This window comes from Acinetobacter pullicarnis (assembly GCF_006352475.1).
GTDB lineage: Bacteria > Pseudomonadota > Gammaproteobacteria > Pseudomonadales > Moraxellaceae > Acinetobacter > Acinetobacter pullicarnis.
This window is the reverse complement of sequence record NZ_VCMZ01000001.1, coordinates 1,618,984-1,638,670: the sequence shown is the minus strand read 5'-3', so window position 1 is coordinate 1,638,670 and position 19,687 is coordinate 1,618,984. Positions and strand designations below refer to the sequence as shown.

The window sequence follows — 19,687 nt, the reverse complement described above, 5'->3', positions numbered from 1 at the left end:
ATGGTTAGCTTTGGTACTCAATCACTGTTTTCAACAGCGCATATTCAAATTCGACAACTGAATAAATACTATGAAATCAATAATCAACGCATTCATGCCCTGAAAGAAATCAATCTCGATATTCCACAAGGCCGTATTTTAGGCATCATTGGAAAAAGTGGTGCAGGAAAATCATCATTGTTGCGTACCCTCAATGGTCTTGAGCCGATTGACACTGGCAGTATTCACATTGAGCAACAGCAGATCGAGGTTTTAAACCAACAACAACTCAATCGACTCAGACAAAAAATTGGAATGATCTTTCAGCATTTTAATTTACTGTCTGCCAAAACTGTTTGGGAAAATATTGCCCTGCCTTTAAAAATTGCAGGAACTGATCGCTCAAGCATCAACACCCAAGTGGAGCAAATGTTAGCACTGGTGGGCTTAAGTGATAAAGCTCAGCACTATCCAGCGCAACTGTCTGGTGGGCAAAAACAACGTGTTGGCATTGCACGAGCACTGGTCAATCAACCTGAACTTTTACTGTGTGATGAAGCCACATCTGCACTTGATCCTGAAAGTACCGCCAGTATTTTGGCACTACTCAAAAAAATTAATCAGCAATTTGGCATCACCATCGTATTAATTACCCATGAAATGCAGGTGATTCGTGAGATTTGTGATCAGGTGGTGGTGATTGATCAAGGAGAAATCGTTGAATCAGGTCAAGTCTGGTCAGTATTTTCTCAACCACAGCAACGCATTACTCAAGAATTGCTGAATCTCGATAGCGCAACGTTAGATTTCCACATCTATGCCGATAAGACCCAAGTAACTGCCCTCAATCAGCCATTAACCCACAGTATTTTAAAATTAAAATATGCGGTGAGCGCAGCACATTGCCCTGATCTCAGTGCCATTTTGCAAGCCTTTGATGCCCCTGTGCATTTATATCAAAGCCAAGTCGATCAGATTCAAAATCATGTGGTGGGTTGCTTGTTACTGGCTGTCGCCAATCTAGCACTTGATTTTAATACTCTGCGACAACGACTTGATGCCAATTCTATTCAGCTTGAGGTGCTTGGCTATGCACGACCAACTCATTAATTTACTGATCACAGGCAGTATAGACACCCTCTTGATGGTCGGTGTTTCCGCTGCTGTTGCTTTGATTTTTGGCTTGCCCATGGCGGTCCTTTTGGTCTGTAGCGCTAAGAATGGAATTCGCCCCGCCAAGCGTCTCAATCAAACACTTGGTTCCATTGTCAATATCAGTCGTTCTATTCCTTTTCTGATTTTAATGGTGGCGCTCATCCCCCTCACACGCTTAATCGTCGGCACCAGTTATGGTGTATGGGCGGCAGTGGTGCCGCTCAGTATTGCAGCCACCCCATTTTTTGCACGTATTGCAGAGCTCAGCCTCCGTGAAGTCGATCAAGGTTTAATCGAGGCAGCTCAAGCCATTGGCTGTAATCGCCAACAAATTATTTGGCATGTGCTGTTACCTGAGGCTTTACCGGGCATTGTGGCCGGATTTACCGTTACCATCGTCACCATGATTAACTCCTCTGCAATTGCGGGTGCCATTGGTGCAGGCGGTTTGGGCGATATCGCCTATCGCTATGGTTATCAACGCTTTGATATGCAAGTCATGTTGGCTGTAATCGTGGTTCTGGTTATTTTAGTGATGCTAGTACAAGCTCTTGGCGATCAAGTTGCACTGCATTTGGATAAACGCAAACACTAAAACTGTGCTAAAAAGCCAAGCTGAACTGCTCATCTGACAGGTCAGCTTGCTCTATTTCAGCTGAACACAGATATATTGATACACAAATATTCCCTCTCGACCCGGCTTTCATGTAAAATCGTGAACAATTTTTTATTGAATACTTTGTGAGTTTTACATGGGTTTTAATTGTGGAATTGTGGGCTTGCCCAATGTCGGTAAATCTACCCTTTTCAATGCCTTAACTAAAGCAGCGATTGCTGCTGAGAACTTCCCGTTTTGTACGATTGAGCCCAATACTGGCGTTGTTCCTGTGCCAGATGCGCGTATGGACAAACTGGCAGCGATTGTAAAGCCACAACGTACTATTCCAACATCAATGGAATTCGTTGATATTGCAGGCTTAGTTGCAGGTGCTTCCAAAGGCGAAGGCTTAGGTAACCAATTTTTGGCCAACATTCGTGAAACCGATGCCATTGCACATGTGGTTCGTTGTTTTGAAGATGACAACGTTATTCACGTCAACAACAAAATTGACCCACTCGATGATATTGCAACCATCAACACTGAACTTGCGCTCTCTGATATGGATACCGTAAGCAAAGCGGTTCTTCGTTTAAGCAAAAGTGCAAAAAGCGGTGATAAAGATGCGCTTACAACCAAAGCAGTGCTTGAAAAAATCTTACCATTACTCAATGAAGGTAAGCCTGCACGTGCTGCAGATTTGTCTGACGATGAGCGTAAAGCGATCCGTAGCTTCGGTTTATTGACGCTTAAACCAATCATGTACATCGCCAACGTTGCTGAAGATGGTTTTGAAAATAATCCACATTTAGAAGCAGTGCAAAAACTGGCTGCTGAAGAAAACGCGATTGTTGTGCCTTTATGCAACCAGGTCGAATCAGAAATCTCTTTGCTTGAAGATGATGAGCGTGCTGAGTTTTTAGAAGCAATGGGCATGGAAGAACCAGGCCTAAACATCGTAATTCGTGCAGGTTATAACTTGCTTGGACTACAAACTTACTTTACTGCTGGTGTTCAAGAAGTTCGTGCTTGGACCGTTAAAGTTGGCGCAACCGCACCACAAGCAGCGGGTGTAATTCACACTGACTTTGAAAAAGGCTTTATTCGTGCTGAATGTGTGGCATACGATGACTTTATTCAATACAACGGTGAAGCGGGTGCAAAAGAAGCAGGTAAATGGCGTTTAGAAGGCAAAACTTATATCGTACAAGATGGCGATGTTCTACATTTCCGCTTTAACGTCTAAGTCTTTGCTCGTCCTTTAAGCTGTACAACAAAGTCTTGCTTCGCCAAGACTTTGTTTGATTTTGAAGCCATATTATTCATATAAAAAATAGATTAAAGCGACAAGAACAAAAAGTAATCACATAAGTGTGCGTGTTCCAACACGGCGTAGTAAGCCACTCGCTAAAACAAAATCAGTATAAAAACAGACCTCAAAACTATCGCTGCCACCCGACAGGATATCTTTTATTTTTAGTGGTCTAAACAATCGAAATCGCTCAAATAACACCCAACATTTTTTCATATAAAGATTTGCTTTAAAAAACTTTATTTAATTTTTAAAAATTATATTTTCAGCATAAATTGGAGCGATGGCACTTTTGCCATACTAAAATAAAGATGAATAACATGAAGAAAATCACAACATACATCGCTGCAACAGCATTGACGTTACTCAGTGTGAGCGCTTTTGCTTGCCCAAAAGGCACCACCTTAACTGGCGGTACTGGTCCAAATCATAAAGGCGGTAAATGTGTTGCGGTTACAACCGCGCAAAAAGCCACGAAAGCATCTCAGGCGACTGCTGTTACAACCGCGCAAAAAACCACGAAAGCATCTCAGGTGACTGCGGTAACTGCGCAAAAAACCACAAAAACACCTCAGCCCACTGCAGCGACCGCTCAACCTAAAGTAGCAGTAACCACAAACGTTGCACCGCCCAAAGCCCCAACGCCAAATGCTTTACCCAAAGCCAAATCATAATGCAGCTTAAAACAAAACCACCAGGCACTGTGGGTGCATGGTGGTTTCAGAGTTTAATTTTCGAGATGATCAATAATACAAATTGCTTTAACCTGACTTTGGTGAAGTATTGCCTAAAGCGGGTTGAGCAATGGCATCTTTACATTGTGCTTTATCACGCTCATAGTCTTGTTGCTTTTGACTCATCAATTTATCTTTTTCGAGGGTTGCTCTGGCCCAGCTGTCTAAACTGGTCAGCGCTTTACGGCAGAGCGCATATTTACCTTCGGTGACTGAGTCTGTCATTTTGACATTGATCCGCCACTCCGTGCTGAGTTTACGCACCGGTTTACGCACTTTATCTTCAATGAGATTCAACTGCTTACGAGAAACGTAAACGTCCGTTTCATTGATCAACACCCAAGCTTTCTGCGCATAAATCGTCGCATCATTATCTAACTTTGGTGCTGCTTTAATTTCGACTTTTGCAGCTGTCTGTTCATCAGGCTGGTTACAGGCTTGCAATAACCCTGCTGTTAAAATCACAGCTCCTAGCCCCCAAGCACGAACGTTATTCGCCGGCATGATATATCGCATCTTTAAACTAATCAGCACTATGCTATTAAATTCGGTTATAATTCTCAACCTATTTAATCCCCTCCGCTAAAATACATTCATATTTAAAACAGGTGCACGGTGTCTCAGCACAATAGCGCTTTAAGCGCTTCATTTTCTCAATTTCTGCAAGGTGCCAAAGACAGTCAGGTTATTATTTTCACCTACTTGCCTGTGTCCTTTGCGTTTGGTGTCTCTGCAACTCAATTCGGCTTTAGTCCTTGGGAAGCACTGTTTCTCTCTTGCACCATGTATGCTGGTGCCAGTCAATTCTTGGTGGTTGCCCTGCTGGCCAGTGGAAGTTCGATTTGGATGGCTGCACTCACGGTCATTGCCTTAGATATCCGACATGTTTTATATGGTCCGGCACTGTATAACTTGATTCAAGATCGGCTCAATCTAAAGAAAACTGCGCTTTGGTCATGGGGAATGACCGACGAAGTTTTTGCCAGTGGCATGATTCAACTTTCTCAACGTCGCCAACAATGGACTGAATCTTGGATGCTTGGCCTCAGCCTATTTAGTTGGCTGTCATGGAGTTTAGGCTCACTCTTGGGTGGATTGTTTGCCAATCAAATCACGCATCTACCATTATTTATGCAAGCTGCATTAGACTTTTTACTGCCCGCACTCTTTCTCAGCTTTTTATTAGCAGCCTTTGAGAAAAAACACACGCTGGTGGTGGTGGTCACCTTTATCAGTGCTGCCCTTGCCTGCTATTGGATTAATTTATCAGCTGCAATTTTCTTGGGTATTTTATCGGGTATTGCCGCGGGTTTATTTGAGTATTATGTGTTAAAAGCAAAACATAAAAATAGAGAAGTCGCATGAGTTTAGAAATTATATTAATTGGAATTATTGTGGGTATCGCCAATTTTGCTTCACGTTTTGGCCCATTATATCTGATTGAAAAACGCAATAAATCTGAATCGCGAAACAGTCCGGTCTGGCTTGGTATTGCGCTCGGCTCTATTGGTATTGCTGCAATTACCTCAATGCTGGTGGTCGCCACCTTACCGCCTTTAATTGAGATGCCCAATAAAGTAATTGCCATGTCGGTTGGATTTATCGTCCTCATCGCACTGTATTATAAGTTTAAGAATATCGTTGCTGCGACTTTAATCGCAGCATTGTCTTATGGCTTGGTGTATACCTATGTGCCAGTGACATTTTAATGACGCAGCCATAAACACCTGCTCCGCCATTTAACAATAACTTCTCGTATAAAATAACGCCATGTAGCGCACTGCTCCACATGGCGTTATTTTAAGTCTGCATCTTTTATATTTAATAATCTCAGGCAGTCATTAACCAATACGACGTTTTAATCCCGCCATTTGTAGTACGCGGGTTGAAATTTCTTCAATCGACATTTCAGAGACATTTAAATATTTAATTCCTTCCGAAATAAAAATACCCTCGACTGCACGTAATTCCATCTGACATTGGCTAAAGCTGGCATAACGGCTATTGGCTTTACGTTCTGAACGAATGGCAACCAAACGTTCTGCATCGATCATTAAACCGAATAATTTATTTTTATGCGCTTTTAATACAGCGGGTAAACGGTTGTCGTCTAAATCTTCTTCAGTTAAAGGGTAGTTCGCCACTCGAATACCGAACTGCAAAGATAAATAAATCGATGTTGGTGTTTTACCTGAACGAGAGACCCCAATTAAAATCAAATCTGCTTTGTCATAATGACGGGTACGTGCACCATCATCATTGTCCAAAGCAAAATGTACTGCATCAATACGGGCTTTATAATACTCAGAATCGGTTACAGCATGGGTCTGCCCGACTAAAGTTGTAGGGATGGTGCCCAACACATCAGAGAGCTTACTAATTAACCCCTCAAATACGTCTAAATTAACTGCATGCGCGGTGTTAATAATATCGCGTACATAAGGGTCAACCAAGGTATCAAATACCAACGGCATTTGCCCGTCTTTATCGGCACAGCGGTTAATATCGGCCACCACTTCCATTGCCGCTTCTTCGGTACTGATATAAGGAATAATGTGAATATCAAAATCTACATTTGGAAACTGCGCGAGCAATGAATGACCTAAGGTTTCTGCAGTAATTGCAGTGCCATCGGAAATAAAAAAGACACTTCGCTTTATTTGTTTACTTTCTGTCATTAAATTTATCCTCAAACATTTGTCTTAGCGCTCTATAATCTTTATAGTAAACCCATCTTACATGACCTGTCGCTTAGTTAACGTGAAATGCTAAGTTTTTTGGTTATATTTACATGCCAAGATATTGATTAATACTGCAAAAGTGGAGTAACAACCTTTGGAAGCACGCGTAATCGGTCTGGAAAAACTAGGGAAACACGACGTTGAGATCGTGGGTGGTAAAAACTCTTCCCTTGGAGAAATGATCAGTCATTTAGCAAATGCTGGTGTATCTGTCCCAGGTGGCTTTGCAACAACTGCTGAGGCTTACCGCGAATTCCTTGAACAAAGTGGTTTAAATGCCAAAATTAAAGCTGAGTTAGATCAACTCAACGTTGATGATGTCAATGCCTTGGCTGCCTCAGGCGCCAAAATTCGCCAATGGATTGTTGACACTCCACTGACGCCAGGACTTGAAAAAGAAGTTCGCGATGCATTTACAGCACTGTCTAATGGCAATCCAGATATTGCTGTTGCAGTTCGCTCTTCAGCAACTGCAGAAGATTTACCAGAAGCATCTTTTGCCGGTCAACAAGAAACCTTCTTAAATATTCGCGGCATCGACAATGTCCTGATTGCAATTAAAGAAGTCTTTGCGTCTTTATATAATGACCGTGCAATTTCTTACCGCGTCCATCAAAACTTTGCACACGACATCGTTGCGTTATCTGCGGGTATTCAACGCATGGTACGTTCAGAGACGGGTTCTGCTGGTGTCATGTTTACACTTGATACCGAATCTGGTTTCCGTGATGTCGTCTTTATTACTGCGTCTTATGGTTTGGGTGAAATGGTGGTTCAAGGGGCGGTAAACCCTGATGAATTCTATATTTCAAAACCACTGTTAAATGCTGGTAAGCATGCCGTGATTCGTCGCAACTTGGGCTCTAAGCACCAAAAAATGGTTTATGGCGAAGAAGGCTCTACCGCAAAATCTGTTGTCGTGGTTGATGTTGAAAAACCTGAGCGTCAACAATTTGCACTCAATGATTTCGAGCTTCAAGAATTGGCGCGTCAAGCACTCATTATTGAAAAACATTATGATGCGCCAATGGACATCGAATGGGCGAAAGACGGTGATGACGGCCAACTTTATATTGTACAGGCACGTCCTGAAACAGTGAAAAGCCGTGAAAACGTAGGCACCATGGAACGCTACTTGCTCAAACAAAAAGGCAATGTATTGTGTGAAGGCCGTTCAATTGGTCAACGCATTGGTTCTGGTCGTGTACGTATTGTCACTTCAATCAAAGAAATGGACAAAGTACAACCAGGTGATGTACTCGTTTCAGACATGACGGATCCAGACTGGGAACCGGTCATGAAACGTGCTGCAGCGATTGTCACTAACCGTGGTGGTCGTACCTGTCACGCTGCAATTATTGCACGTGAACTTGGTGTCCCTGCAATCGTTGGTTGTGGTAATGCCACTGAAGTCTTGACTGATGGTCAAGAAGTGACTGTGTCTTGTGCTGAAGGCGATACGGGCTTCATTTATGAAGGCGCATTAGATTTTGAAATTCAGCGTAACTCAATTGAGTCTATGCCGAAACTTGCTTTCAAAATTATGATGAACGTCGGTAACCCTGACCGTGCTTTCGATTTTGCGCAAATGCCAAACGAAGGGATCGGCCTTGCACGTTTAGAATTCATCATCAACCGTATGATTGGTGTGCATCCTAAAGCCTTACTCAACATCGATAGCCTACCACGCGAAACACGTGCTGCTGTCCTTGCACGTACTGCGGGTTATGCTTCTCCAATCGAGTTCTATGTTGAAAAACTGGTTGAAGGTATTTCAACACTTGCAGCTGCATTTGCAGACAAACCTGTCATCGTTCGTATGTCAGATTTTAAATCAAATGAATATGCAAACCTGATTGGCGGTAAGTTATACGAGCCAGAAGAAGAAAACCCAATGTTGGGCTTCCGTGGTGCGAGCCGTTATGTTTCTGACAATTTCCGTGATTGTTTTGAACTTGAATGCCGTGCATTGAAAAAAGCCCGTGACGAAATGGGCTTAACCAATATTCAAATCATGATCCCATTTGTGCGTACTGTTGCTGAAGCAAAACGCGTCATTGAATTGCTTGCACTCAATGGTCTAAAACGTGGTGAGAATGGCCTAAAAGTCATCATGATGTGTGAATTACCAACCAATGCATTATTGGCTGAGCAATTCCTTGAACATTTTGATGGTTTCTCTATTGGTTCAAATGACTTAACGCAATTGACCCTTGGTTTAGACCGTGACTCTGGTATTGTTTCTCATCTATTTGATGAGCGTGATCCAGCGGTTAAAGCACTGCTTTCAATGGCGATTCATGCATGTCGTAAAGCTGGCAAATATGTTGGTATTTGTGGTCAAGGCCCGTCAGATCATCCTGACCTAGCGCTTTGGTTAATGGAGCAAGGAATTGACTCAGTTTCCTTAAATCCAGACTCTGTTCTAGACACTTGGTTCTTCCTCGCTGAAGAAAAGACTAAACAAGACAAATAAAACATGTTAAAAGAGGACCCATTCGTGGGTCTTTTTTTTTAACCATCGTCTTTTAGAAATATATTTTTTGAGATAAAAGTTTTATGCAAATTTACTTGGCGCGCAATAATCAACAAGCTGGCCCATATAGCCTAGAGCAAATCAATCAAATGTTGGCCTCTCAGCAGGTACTCCTTACCGATTTAGCATGGCATCAAGGCATGAATGAATGGAAAGCTTTAGGTGAATTGACCCAAGGGAAACTTGTGTATGAACCAACAGGTGCAACACCTGCTGCAACGCCCCCTTTCCAACCGAATACCCAAACAGCACAAGCAACGCCTAATACGGCACATCGCAGTAGTGAAATCAAACAAAATGCTGGCGCACTCCCTCTTGCCAGTCTGGGCACCCGCTTTTTCGCCAAAGTACTTGATTTACTGCTATGGCTACCCGCTGCATTTATTCCTTATTTACTTTTGGGTGTTGATTCACGCTTACAACTTCTCGAAATTCAAGGCAAATACCTCACGGTTACGGACACAGCCCAAGCGCTACAGCTCCAAACAGAACTCGTGCATTTATTGTTTACCCAAGAAGCATTTATTGGAATGTCGGTCTATATCGTACTGATGTTGGCTGTCCAAGCCTTTCTTTTGTTCAAAACAGGACAAAGTATTGGTAAAAAAATGCTCGGGCTTAAAATCGTCGATGCAGAAACCAATGGTAAGGCAAGTTTAAATCAGGTCTTCATATTACGTAGTTTGGTGTTTATTATTTTAAATATCTCACTGATGGTACTTAATCTAATGCCCTTCATTGCAGTCATCGATATTGTGTTTGCATTTAACCCACAACGTCAAACCTTACATGACAAGTTGGCTAAAACCAAAGTTGTAAAGCTCTAACTTAAAATAAAAAAAGGATGATTTATCATCCTTTTTTAACGCCAACACTTTGATTTAATAATAATATTATTATAACCAGCTTTTTCCTATTTCATTCCAACTTAGTATCTTCAACCTATATTTAAAGCCACTTTACGTATAGCTAAGTTTATCTATATAAGGCATAATGCCGTACAACGTAGCGGTGTCAATATATCAAGGTATTTATTAAAAAAATAGGTATTCATTATTTGACACTTGAATCGCTAGCCCAGTTTTTTTAGGGAATGGGACTCTTCACCGAGGTTGTAAAATGAGACAAACAATTTTAGCTGTATTGTCTTTATCAACGCTTGCCGCACTCTTAACAGGATGTGGTGGTGACTTAGTACTTCTAAACTCAAAAGGTCCAGTCGCAGCAGGTCAAAGTAACCTGATGATGACTGCGATTTATCTAATGCTTTTGGTGGTTATACCATCTGTTCTTATGGCATTGTGGTTTGGTTGGAAATTTCGCGCGTCGAATAAAGAAGCAGTCTATGAACCGACATGGGCACACTCAACAAAGATTGAAATCGTTGTATGGGGTGTACCGGTCATTATTATTGCTATTCTAGCTGGATTAACATGGTGGGGTTCTCACCAGTATGATCCGTATCGTCCAGTGAAAGCTGATGGTAAAGCACCTGTAAATATTCAAGTCGTTGCTGAAGCTTATAAATGGGTATTTATTTATCCAGACGAGAATATTGCCACAATTAACGAAATGCGCTTCCCAGAGAAGACGCCTGTTAGTTTACGCATAACCTCTAACTTTACGATGAACTCATTCTTCATCCCACAGTTAGCTGGTCAAATTTATGCGATGGCGGGTATGCAGACTCACCTTAATTTCTTAGCCGACGATGTTGGCGTATTCCGTGGTTTTTCTTCAAACTACAGTGGATATGGTTTCTCACAAATGCGTTTCAAAGCGTACAGCGTGACTGATACAGAATATAAAGATTGGGTTGCTGCTATCAAAGCGGGTAATGGTGCAACTGTGAATGCAGATGCAGTTCAAAAAGGTCTTTTAGATCAAGCAGAATTTGCAACCTTACGTGATGGTCATCGTGGTATACATCAGATCGAAGCGATTGTTGCTCGTGCCGTAACGCCAGAAGAGAAAGCTGAAGCAGCAAAAATCGAAGCTGATGGTGTCTATCCAACGAAGCCACATCCAGTGACGTATTATTCTTCAGTTGAACCTAAATTGTTCGAATCTGTTATTAACCAATACATGAGTAATTATCATGGTGCTGATCATACTGCGCAAGCAGCAGGTCCTCACGATAATGCAGAAACTCAAGTCAATGTTAATCAGTCGACTGCTTCTGTAGGGGAATAAGACATGTTCGGAAAATTAGGCTGGGATGTATTACCTTACGACCCAATCGTACAAATTACGATCCTCTTTATGGTCCTTGGCGGAATCGCTGCATTTGCAGGTATTACCTATTTCAAGAAATGGGGTTACCTATGGAATGAATGGTTCACCTCAGTCGACCATAAAAAAATTGGTATTATGTACCTCTTCGTATCCATCGTTATGTTGCTACGTGGCTTTGCCGATGCAATTATGATGCGTTTACAACTGTTCCTTGCGAGCGGTGGTGGCGAAGGATATTTACACCCTGAACACTATGACCAGATTTTTACTGCGCATGGTGTGATCATGATCTTCTTCGTGGCCATGGGTCTGGTTGTTGCTTTGATGAACATCATCGTACCACTACAGATCGGTGCACGTGACGTTGCCTTCCCGCTCCTAAACTCTTTGAGTTTCTGGTTGTTCGCGGGTGCAGCAGCATTGGTTATGGTTTCTTTAGCACTGGGCGAATTCGCTGCAACAGGTTGGATGGCTTATCCTCCACTGTCTGGCATTCAATATTCTCCAGGTGTTGGTGTTGACTATTATATTTGGGCATTACAGGCTTCTGGTCTTGGTACGTTGTTAACAGGTGTTAACTTCTTTGTAACCATTATCAAAATGCGTGCGCCTGGTATGAAACTCATGGACATGCCGATCTTTACTTGGACAACACTTTGTACTGTTGTATTGATCATTGCTGCATTCCCTGTGTTAACAGCAACCATCGCTATGCTTACTTTGGACCGTTACTTCGGTTTCCACTTCTTCACCAATGAGCTTGGCGGTAGTCCAATGCTTTATGTGAACTTGATTTGGACCTGGGGTCACCCTGAAGTATACATCTTGATCTTACCTGCTTTTGGTATTTACTCGGAAGTGACAGCAACCTTCTGCCGCAAAACATTGTTTGGTTACAAATCAATGGTTTATGCGACAGTTGCAATTACTGTTCTGTCTTTCGTAGTTTGGGTGCATCACTTCTTTACCATGGGTGCTGGCGCAAACGTCAACGCATTCTTTGGTATTATGACCATGATTATCGCGATCCCAACGGGCGTGAAAATCTTCTCATGGTTATTTACCATGTATAAAGGTCGCATCACCTATACAACACCAATGCTATGGACACTCGGCTTCCTCGTTACCTTCGGTATCGGTGGTTTGACTGGTGTACTTATGGCAGTTCCACCTGCTGACTTCTTGGTTCACAACTCATTATTCTTAATTGCGCATTTCCATAACGTAATTATCGGTGGTGTAGTGTTCGGTATGTTCGCAGGGATCATTTACTACTGGCCAAAAATGTTTGGTTGGAAACTAAATGAAGCTTGGGGTAAAGCCGCTTTCTGGTTCTGGTTCATTGGTTTCTATTTTGCATTCATGCCGTTATATATCCTTGGTTTCATGGGTATGACACGTCGTTTGAATACATATGACAACCCTGAGTGGGATCCGTACTTAGCACTTGCGCTATTCGGTTCTGTTCTCATCGCAATTGGTATCGCATGTTTCCTTATGCAAGTCATCGTTGGTTTCTTACAACGCAAAGACAATATGGACTACACAGGCGATCCATGGGATGCACGTACCCTTGAGTGGTCAACTTCATCTCCTGCACCTTTCTACAACTTCGCACACGTGCCTGAATGCAGCGGTATCGACCGTTTCTGGACAGACAAAGAAAATGGTGTTGCGTATGTACGTCCGACGAAATACGAAGACGTTCACATGCCAACCAATCGTGCTGCTGGTTTTGTTATTGCAATGCTGATTACACTTATGAGCTTTGCATTGGTGTGGCATATTTGGTGGTTAGTGGTAGTTAGCTTCGTTGCTACAATCGTTAGCTTCATTGTCAGCTCTTTCACGAAAAAAGTTGACTACTATGTGCCTGCAGCTGAAGTAGAACGTATCGAAAATGAGCGTTATGCTTTACTTGAACAACACTTGAAGAAGGACTAAGGAAATGGCTGAAGTACTTCATCACGACAACCATGGACACGATGAGCATCATCACGATGATACTGACATCACCGTCTTTGGTTTTTGGACTTACTTGATGAGTGACTTGATTTTATTCGGGACACTCTTCATCGCGTTCGCTGTTTTAAGCAGCCATATTCCAGCTGGAACTCCAAGTGCAAAAGATTTGTTTGGTGATTCATTGGGCTTTGTTTTAACTGAAACATTTGCCCTCTTAATCTCCTCTGTAACTTTTGGTTTTGCTGTCTTGGCATCCTACAAGAAAAATGTAGGCCAGGTGTTGTTATGGCTTGCCATCACTTGGGTCTTTGGTGCTGCGTTTATCGGTATGGAACTATATGAGTTCTCTCATTTAGTTCATTCTGGTCACGGTCCAACGACAAGTGCGTTCTTATCTGCATTCTTTACCTTAGTCGGTACCCATGGTATCCACGTGACTTCAGGTTTAGTGTGGATGATCGTACTGATGATCCAAATCAAGAAGTATGGTTTAACGACTGCAAATACACGTCGCCTTGCATGCTTAAGCTTGTTCTGGCACTTCCTAGACATCGTTTGGATCTGTGTATTCAGCGTCGTTTACTTGATGGGAGTTCTATAATGAGTCACGATCACAATGCATCAGGTGCTTCTCACGGTAACGTAAAACAATACACAATTGGTTTTATCATTTCTGTATTGCTGACAATCATTCCATTTTATATGGTGATGAATGCAGACTCGTTTAGCCGTGGTGCGATTGTTGCGTCTATCGCAATTACCGCAGTTGCTCAGGTATTGGTTCAATTGGTGTTATTCCTCCATATGAACTCTTCAGCCGAACAACGTTGGAACGTGATTGCTTTCATCTATACCATCCTCACCATTGCTGTACTTTTGGTTGGTTCGGTATGGATCATGAACTACTTACACTCCAACATGATGATCTAAACTGATCATCATGTTAAAAAAGTATTTATTCCTGACGAAGCCAGGAATTCTATTTGGTAACTTTGTTACCACCTTGGGCGGCTTTTTTCTAGCCGCTCAAGGCTCAGTGGATTTCCTCTTACTCCTTATCACACTTGTTTCAACAACGCTGGTTGTTGCTTCAGGATGTGTCGTCAATAATGTCATCGATCAAGACATTGACCCTAAAATGCAACGCACCCAAAACCGTGCATTGGTTCAAAAAACCATTTCGCAAAGTGCCGCATTGGTGTATGCAGCGGTTCTAGGTTTGCTTGGTTTTTCGATGTTATGGTTTTTTGTCAATGCTTATGCTTTTGGTTTTGCTGTACTCGGTTTTATCGTATATGTGCTGTTTTATAGTCTTTGGACCAAACGCACCTCGATTCATCAAACCATCGTTGGCAGTATTTCAGGTGCAAGTCCACCTGTAATTGGTTATACCGCTGTCAGTAATGAGTTCGATGTTGCCGCGTTATTGGTATTCCTCGCTTATGCACTTTGGCAAATGCCGCATTCTTGGGCAATCGCGATTTACCGCTTTGATGATTATAAAAGCGCAAATATCCCGATTTTACCCGTCGCACGAAGCGTGCAACGTACCAAGGTTGAGTCATTGATCTATGTGATTTTATTTACGGCAGTTTTAAATGGGTTGTATTGCTTCGGCTATACCAATATTTTGTTTCTGATGATTTTTAACCTACTTTCAGGTTATTGGATTTATTTATCTATTATCGGATTTCAAGCCAAAGATGATCAGCGTTGGGCAAGAGGCTATTTTCTTTATTCTGTAATTTTAATTACAGTACTCAGTATTAGTTTTGGCTTTAGCTATCATTCTCCCGCACCACATTTCCCAATTTTTTAAAAGAAAGATAGACATTAAGTCTATCTTTTTTTTATTTCAGTTTTAGCCCTTCCCTCGCTTATCGATTATCTGTTTACGCGCAGCAGATCAAGTTATTGCATGATTGAGTGGTATTGAATAGAAAACTCAATTCAAAGCTATCTTTTTTATTTCTTTGAAGTTTTTCTATTGCTATGATGATAAGTTACTAAAACACTCCTCATTGCGGTCATTACAATGAAACAGACTTATCTTGCAAAAACGCTTGCTTACTCATTCTTGCCATTGATGCTTGTATGCACAACGCATGCCGTTGCAGGGGGTGGAGATGCTTGTTATTCAAGTTTAGCGCTGAATATTAGCAGCTATAATCAATGCAGTAATCTTCCCGTTTTAGTGCCATCCAATGACAATAAAGTAAATGCCCTGCTGCTGCTGAATGAGCTGGGGCTTGCCCGTTTAGGGAGTGTTAGCGCGAATGAAGCATTGTGGGATGCTGAATATGGAACAGTTCCTTTTGAAGTCGATCGTTTTTTGCCACGTGCAACCAACAAAATTCCCAATCAACGTAAACCACAAACGATAAATACTGACTTTGATGAACGCTGCAGCAGTATCACCTCTGGTCAGCAACGCTTTAATGAGCAAGTAAAAGCAAATGCTAAAATCCCTGCTGCTGAAAAACAAATTTTGCAGACAGCGCGCGATCAACTCAATCAATGTAACCAAAAACTAAGCTTTATCACGGTCGATCCCACTTGGACGCAAACCACTCAACAATATGCGTCTTATTTAAATGGCAGTATTGCTTTTTATAATGCTAACTTTTCCACAGCAACAGAGATATATTCAGCATTAAGCGCTGCACAAGATCCATGGATCAAAGAAACCGCACGCTACATGTTGATTCGCAGTGGTTTAAACGATGCTTATGCAACAGGTACTGGTGAATATGGCGATGTTAATCTCAATGACATGGATCAAAATGCGATTAACCGAAGTGCTGAATACATCAATGACTATTTAAAGCTGTATCCCAATGGTGAATATGCTGCAAGTGCGCGTGGTTTTATGCGTCGTGCAGCTTGGTTATCTGGCCGCCAAGATTTACTGATTAATGAAATTGTCTGGCAAATGCAGAACCCGAAATCGAAACTTTATAATTTAGATATGCAGCAATTGCCGGCTGAAATTGACCGCCGTATTTTCCAAAGTGAAAAATTTGATGCCAGTTTGCTTAAAGATCCGCTCCTGTTGGCGACTTGGGATCTGATGCAGATGCGCCAAGATCGTTATGGTCTTAATGATCACAATGCCACAGATCTTACTTGGGCCAATTTAATGGCACAGCAAAAATGGTTTAAAGCGCAACCTGAATTATTTAAATATTTACAGGCCACACATTTAATGCTGGTGCAAAACAAAGCGGCGGCTGCATTAGCATATTTACCCAAACAAAGCCCAGATTTAAATCAAAGCTTAGGGCTAAGCCAAGCCTTTTTAAAAGGGCAAATATTAGAAAAGACAGCGCCGCAACAAGCCGAGCACTATTGGACTGCACTGTTGGCTCAGGCTAAAAATGACAATCAACGTGGTTTATTTGAAACTGCCCTGTTTAAACATTTAAATCAACGCCAAGATTATGCGGCATATATCGGTCGCTCCGCAAAAATCAGCCAAGCCAATTTACAACGTGAATTTATTACTCAATTTGCCAACGAAAATTCGCTGCAAAAAATCCTTGAATCATCACAAAGCACTGCAGATCAACAACGTGCCGCAAGCTATACCTTACTCAGCAAAGCCTTAATTCATCAAAACTACAGTTTGTTTAATCAAAGTTTAAAATACCTCCCCAAAGATGCGGCACAATATAAGTCTTATGACAGTCCAACGACTGCCCTGAAACAACAACCGCCTTTTGCCAATTTTATTTGGAATGGCAGTACCATCACGGATCAACTACGTTGCCCAAACCTACAAACATTAACTGGTCAGCTCGAAAAATCAGCCCAAGATCCGTTACTACAAATCTGTTTGGGTGAGTATATGCGCAGTGATCAGGCCTATGACTTGCTACGCACCACCCAGCAAGAACAAGAAACACCGAGTTTTTCAGGCCCCATTTATACCCGTGGACAAGCCTATAAAAACGTGATTAAGCAATCTGGCAAAAGTGATTTACACGCTTATGCGCTGTATCGCTCAGTTCGATGCTATGCCCCATCCGCACTCAATGACTGCCAAGACCAAGAAGTACCCAAGTCGACCCGTAAACAATGGTTTGATCAGCTAAAACGTGATTATCCCCATATGGACTGGACCAAGTCTTTGAAATATTACTGGTAAGCCAGCATGTACCTTGATTATCTAGCGAGTGGTGTACGCAGTCTCGGCCTGTGTGCACTGTTGGTTTTAAGCGCTTGTCAGCCGAATGGTTCGGCCAACGCACAAAACAGCTCAACCCAAGACACAACAGTACCAAAGCTGCCTGCAGCTGTGACGCGCCAAAAAATCATCGTCAATGCCAATGATTATGATGCTTTTTGGATTTGGGGAAATATTCGATCTGCGCCCTATTTGAGTCAAGCCAAAGAGCTCTATATTCTGCAAGGTGAGATTCATACGGCTAAAAATGAACAGCAATCGGTGCTCACGCCACAAGGGGTTGCAGTGCTACGAATTCCCCATCAAAAAGTCTGGTTGGTATTTCGTGCACGGCATTTAGATTGGAATGAACAAAATTTGGCAGCGATATTCAGTCGGATGCAGCAATGGGAAAATCAAGGTAATCAGATTCTAGGTCTACAAATTGATTTTGATAGTAAAACCCAAAATCTAAAGCAATATGCACTGTTCCTGCAGCAATTGCGGCAAAAGTTGCCCAAGCAGTATAAATTAAGCATTACTGGATTACTGGACTGGACCAATTTCAATGACGCAGACAGTTTAAATATATTCAGACAGAATATTGATGAGTTAATTTTACAAAGTTACCAAGGCACCACCACCATTCCCAATTATGCAGATTATTTAAAACGGGTTTCCGCTTTAAATCTGCCCTTTAAAATTGGGGTGGTACAGCATGGTATTTGGTCAAACGAGATGCAGTTTGAGCAAGATTCTAACTTTAAGGGCTACGTGGTGTTTTTATTACGAGATGCAAAACCCAATCGCGCTACGGATTAACCAAAGAAACAACTGTCCATTTCAATTGGAGTAAAACAGTTTTCAAGCGCAGGACGCCCCCAACGACGTTCTAGTTTTTCCCAAGTCGAATTTGCAAGTGGTAAAAACTGTAAGGTATCTGAGCCCAGTGATGCATTACATAGGCGAATCTCATAATCGGCTTTTAAAATTTGATTGAGATGAATAATAGTGGTATCACGATCCGCACCATCGCCTTGATAAGGGACCAATACACGCTGATCTTTATAAATAATGGTCAGTTCAAAACCTTGGGCATTATCACTATCGACTGTTTCAGCGGTTAACAGCTTGGTATTTAAAATATCCTCGCAGTACTGCACGATTTCTTCATCGTATTCACGCCAATCGACCACCATCACCATATCGGTGCGGCCAGAAATTAAATCGACAAAAACCTCTTCATAACCCGATTCAAGATAGTTCTCAATCAATTCTAAATGTTCACGACTGGTGTTTTTCATGGCGGGCATTTTATCCTTTTGGCAGCTGTATTGACGTTTAAACGTGACAGCTCATTTTAAAGTTGCATTAATACATATCCCAATTGATCTCGCAACGACTGAGGTCCATTTAAAGACTGATCCGTCATTTTAATTGATCAATTGGGCTTTAAACTGCAAGCCAAACCAATATTCAGGCCATTGGCTAAAAAGAAAGCCAATCTTTGTTTGTAATCCAACAGTATTTTACCTATAATGACGCTTCGCAATTTTTGCGGCTCAATTGATTTAATCAATTGTGACTCCTTGCTTTTAAGCATTTGCTTAAGGGCTGTATAATCCGTAAGGAGCTGACAATGCGTCATTACGAAGTCGTACTTTTAGTACACCCAGATCAAAGCGATCAAGTGGTTGGTATGGTTGAACGCTATATCTCTCACATCAAAGACGCTGAAGGTCAAATTCACCGTTTAGAAGATTGGGGCCGTCGCCAATTGGCTTACCCGATCAATAAAATTCATAAAGCGCATTACATTCTAATGAATATTGAATGTAATCAAACTACGCTTGATGAGCTAGAAGAATTGTTCCGTTATAACGATGCAATTATTCGTAGCCTTGTCATTCGTCGTGAGCACGCAATTACTGAAGAGTCATTGCTTGCTAAGAGTGCTGAAGAAAAGCGTGCGCGTAAAGCTCAACGTGAAGAAGCACAACAAGTTCAAGACTCTGTTGAAGCATAAGGAGAACATCAATGGCACGTTTTTACCGTCGTCGCAAGTTCTGCCGCTTTACAGCTGAGAACGTAACATATATCGACTACAAAGATATCGACACTTTAAAACAGTACGTTACTGAAAACGGCAAGATTGTTCCTAGCCGTATTACTGGTACTAAAGCGCGTTATCAACGTCAATTAGCGTTAGCTATTAAACAAGCGCGTTATTTGTCTTTGATCGCTTACACTGACAATCATAAGTGAGG

20 protein-coding genes are annotated in these 19,687 nt (G+C 41.9%); 17 read left to right on the top strand and 3 right to left on the bottom strand.

All coding sequences use genetic code 11. The features are described 5' to 3' along the window. The 4 genes from FD716_RS07250 to FD716_RS07235 all read left to right on the top strand — a co-directional run bounded on the left by FD716_RS07250 (position 1) and on the right by FD716_RS07235 (position 3,718). Positions 1 to 1,089 (top strand): methionine ABC transporter ATP-binding protein, encoded by a 1,089-nt coding sequence (locus tag FD716_RS07250; protein ID WP_139851671.1) that lies wholly within the window; start codon positions 1 to 3, stop codon positions 1,087 to 1,089. Continuing rightward, positions 1,070 to 1,729, top strand: coding sequence for a methionine ABC transporter permease (locus FD716_RS07245; protein WP_139851670.1), 660 nt, complete (start codon positions 1,070 to 1,072; stop codon positions 1,727 to 1,729). Before FD716_RS07250 ends, FD716_RS07245 begins: the two co-directional genes overlap by 20 nt. Positions 1,730 to 1,886: 157 nt before the next feature. After that, the gene (ychF, locus tag FD716_RS07240; protein WP_139851669.1) at positions 1,887 to 2,978 is read left to right on the top strand and encodes a redox-regulated ATPase YchF; all 1,092 of its coding nucleotides are present in this window, start codon (positions 1,887 to 1,889) and stop codon (positions 2,976 to 2,978) included. Positions 2,979 to 3,364: 386 nt separating this feature from the next. After that, positions 3,365 to 3,718: a hypothetical protein gene (locus tag FD716_RS07235; RefSeq protein ID WP_139851668.1), complete on the top strand. Its 354-nt coding sequence runs from the start codon at positions 3,365 to 3,367 to the stop codon at positions 3,716 to 3,718. Between the two features lie 87 nt (positions 3,719 to 3,805). On the opposite strand, the gene FD716_RS07230 is transcribed toward FD716_RS07235, so the two are convergent. Further along, a complete protein-coding gene (locus FD716_RS07230) occupies positions 3,806 to 4,282 on the bottom strand; it encodes a hypothetical protein (protein ID WP_139851667.1) in 477 nt (158 codons plus the stop codon). Positions 4,283 to 4,393: 111 nt separating this feature from the next. On the opposite strand from FD716_RS07230, the gene FD716_RS07225 reads away from it, so the two are divergent. Further along, on the top strand, positions 4,394 to 5,143 hold the full coding sequence (locus FD716_RS07225) for an AzlC family ABC transporter permease (RefSeq protein ID WP_139851666.1): 750 nt from the start codon (positions 4,394 to 4,396) through the stop codon (positions 5,141 to 5,143). After that, positions 5,140 to 5,487, top strand: coding sequence for an L-valine transporter subunit YgaH (gene ygaH, locus FD716_RS07220; RefSeq protein ID WP_139851665.1), 348 nt, complete (start codon positions 5,140 to 5,142; stop codon positions 5,485 to 5,487). Before FD716_RS07225 ends, ygaH begins: the two co-directional genes overlap by 4 nt. 132 nt (positions 5,488 to 5,619) lie before the next feature. Here ygaH and ppsR read toward each other — a convergent pair whose 3' ends face one another. Then, on the bottom strand, positions 5,620 to 6,456 hold the full coding sequence (ppsR, locus tag FD716_RS07215; RefSeq protein WP_139851664.1) for a posphoenolpyruvate synthetase regulatory kinase/phosphorylase PpsR: 837 nt from the start codon (positions 6,454 to 6,456) through the stop codon (positions 5,620 to 5,622). Between the two features lie 157 nt (positions 6,457 to 6,613). On the opposite strand from ppsR, the gene ppsA reads away from it, so the two are divergent. The 9 genes from ppsA to FD716_RS07170 all read left to right on the top strand — a co-directional run bounded on the left by ppsA (position 6,614) and on the right by FD716_RS07170 (position 18,242). Beyond that, positions 6,614 to 8,995 carry a phosphoenolpyruvate synthase gene (gene ppsA / locus FD716_RS07210; RefSeq protein ID WP_139851663.1) on the top strand — a complete coding sequence of 794 codons (2,382 nt, stop codon included), beginning with the start codon at positions 6,614 to 6,616 and terminating at the stop codon, positions 8,993 to 8,995. Positions 8,996 to 9,078: 83 nt separating this feature from the next. Continuing rightward, positions 9,079 to 9,882 carry an RDD family protein gene (locus FD716_RS07205; protein ID WP_139851662.1) on the top strand — a complete coding sequence of 268 codons (804 nt, stop codon included), beginning with the start codon at positions 9,079 to 9,081 and terminating at the stop codon, positions 9,880 to 9,882. A gap of 292 nt (positions 9,883 to 10,174) precedes the next feature. After that, positions 10,175 to 11,248, top strand: coding sequence for a ubiquinol oxidase subunit II (gene cyoA, locus FD716_RS07200; protein ID WP_139851661.1), 1,074 nt, complete (start codon positions 10,175 to 10,177; stop codon positions 11,246 to 11,248). Positions 11,249 to 11,251: 3 nt separating this feature from the next. Then, positions 11,252 to 13,234, top strand: coding sequence for a cytochrome o ubiquinol oxidase subunit I (gene cyoB, locus FD716_RS07195; protein WP_139851660.1), 1,983 nt, complete (start codon positions 11,252 to 11,254; stop codon positions 13,232 to 13,234). Positions 13,235 to 13,238: 4 nt separating this feature from the next. Next, entirely contained in the window at positions 13,239 to 13,856 is a 618-nt protein-coding gene (gene cyoC / locus FD716_RS07190) for a cytochrome o ubiquinol oxidase subunit III (protein WP_139851659.1), read from the top strand. Next, a complete protein-coding gene (gene cyoD, locus FD716_RS07185; protein WP_171477087.1) occupies positions 13,853 to 14,185 on the top strand; it encodes a cytochrome o ubiquinol oxidase subunit IV in 333 nt (110 codons plus the stop codon). Before cyoC ends, cyoD begins: the two co-directional genes overlap by 4 nt. 10 nt (positions 14,186 to 14,195) lie before the next feature. Then, positions 14,196 to 15,074 (top strand): heme o synthase, encoded by an 879-nt coding sequence (gene cyoE / locus FD716_RS07180; RefSeq protein ID WP_139851657.1) that lies wholly within the window; start codon positions 14,196 to 14,198, stop codon positions 15,072 to 15,074. Positions 15,075 to 15,284: 210 nt separating this feature from the next. Further along, positions 15,285 to 17,402: a hypothetical protein gene (locus tag FD716_RS07175; RefSeq protein ID WP_407641925.1), complete on the top strand. Its 2,118-nt coding sequence runs from the start codon at positions 15,285 to 15,287 to the stop codon at positions 17,400 to 17,402. Between the two features lie 6 nt (positions 17,403 to 17,408). After that, entirely contained in the window at positions 17,409 to 18,242 is an 834-nt protein-coding gene (locus FD716_RS07170) for a DUF3142 domain-containing protein (protein WP_139851655.1), read from the top strand. On the opposite strand, the gene FD716_RS07165 is transcribed toward FD716_RS07170, so the two are convergent. Beyond that, positions 18,239 to 18,724: a hypothetical protein gene (locus FD716_RS07165; protein ID WP_228714924.1), complete on the bottom strand. Its 486-nt coding sequence runs from the start codon at positions 18,722 to 18,724 to the stop codon at positions 18,239 to 18,241. The genes FD716_RS07170 and FD716_RS07165 overlap by 4 nt on opposite strands. A gap of 335 nt (positions 18,725 to 19,059) precedes the next feature. On the opposite strand from FD716_RS07165, the gene rpsF reads away from it, so the two are divergent. Then, positions 19,060 to 19,446, top strand: a complete 387-nt coding sequence (rpsF, locus tag FD716_RS07160; protein ID WP_139851654.1) for a 30S ribosomal protein S6 — start codon at positions 19,060 to 19,062, stop codon at positions 19,444 to 19,446. An 11-nt stretch (positions 19,447 to 19,457) separates the two neighbouring features. Then, a complete protein-coding gene (rpsR, locus tag FD716_RS07155; RefSeq protein WP_139851653.1) occupies positions 19,458 to 19,685 on the top strand; it encodes a 30S ribosomal protein S18 in 228 nt (75 codons plus the stop codon). Positions 19,686 to 19,687: the final 2 nt, after the last annotated feature.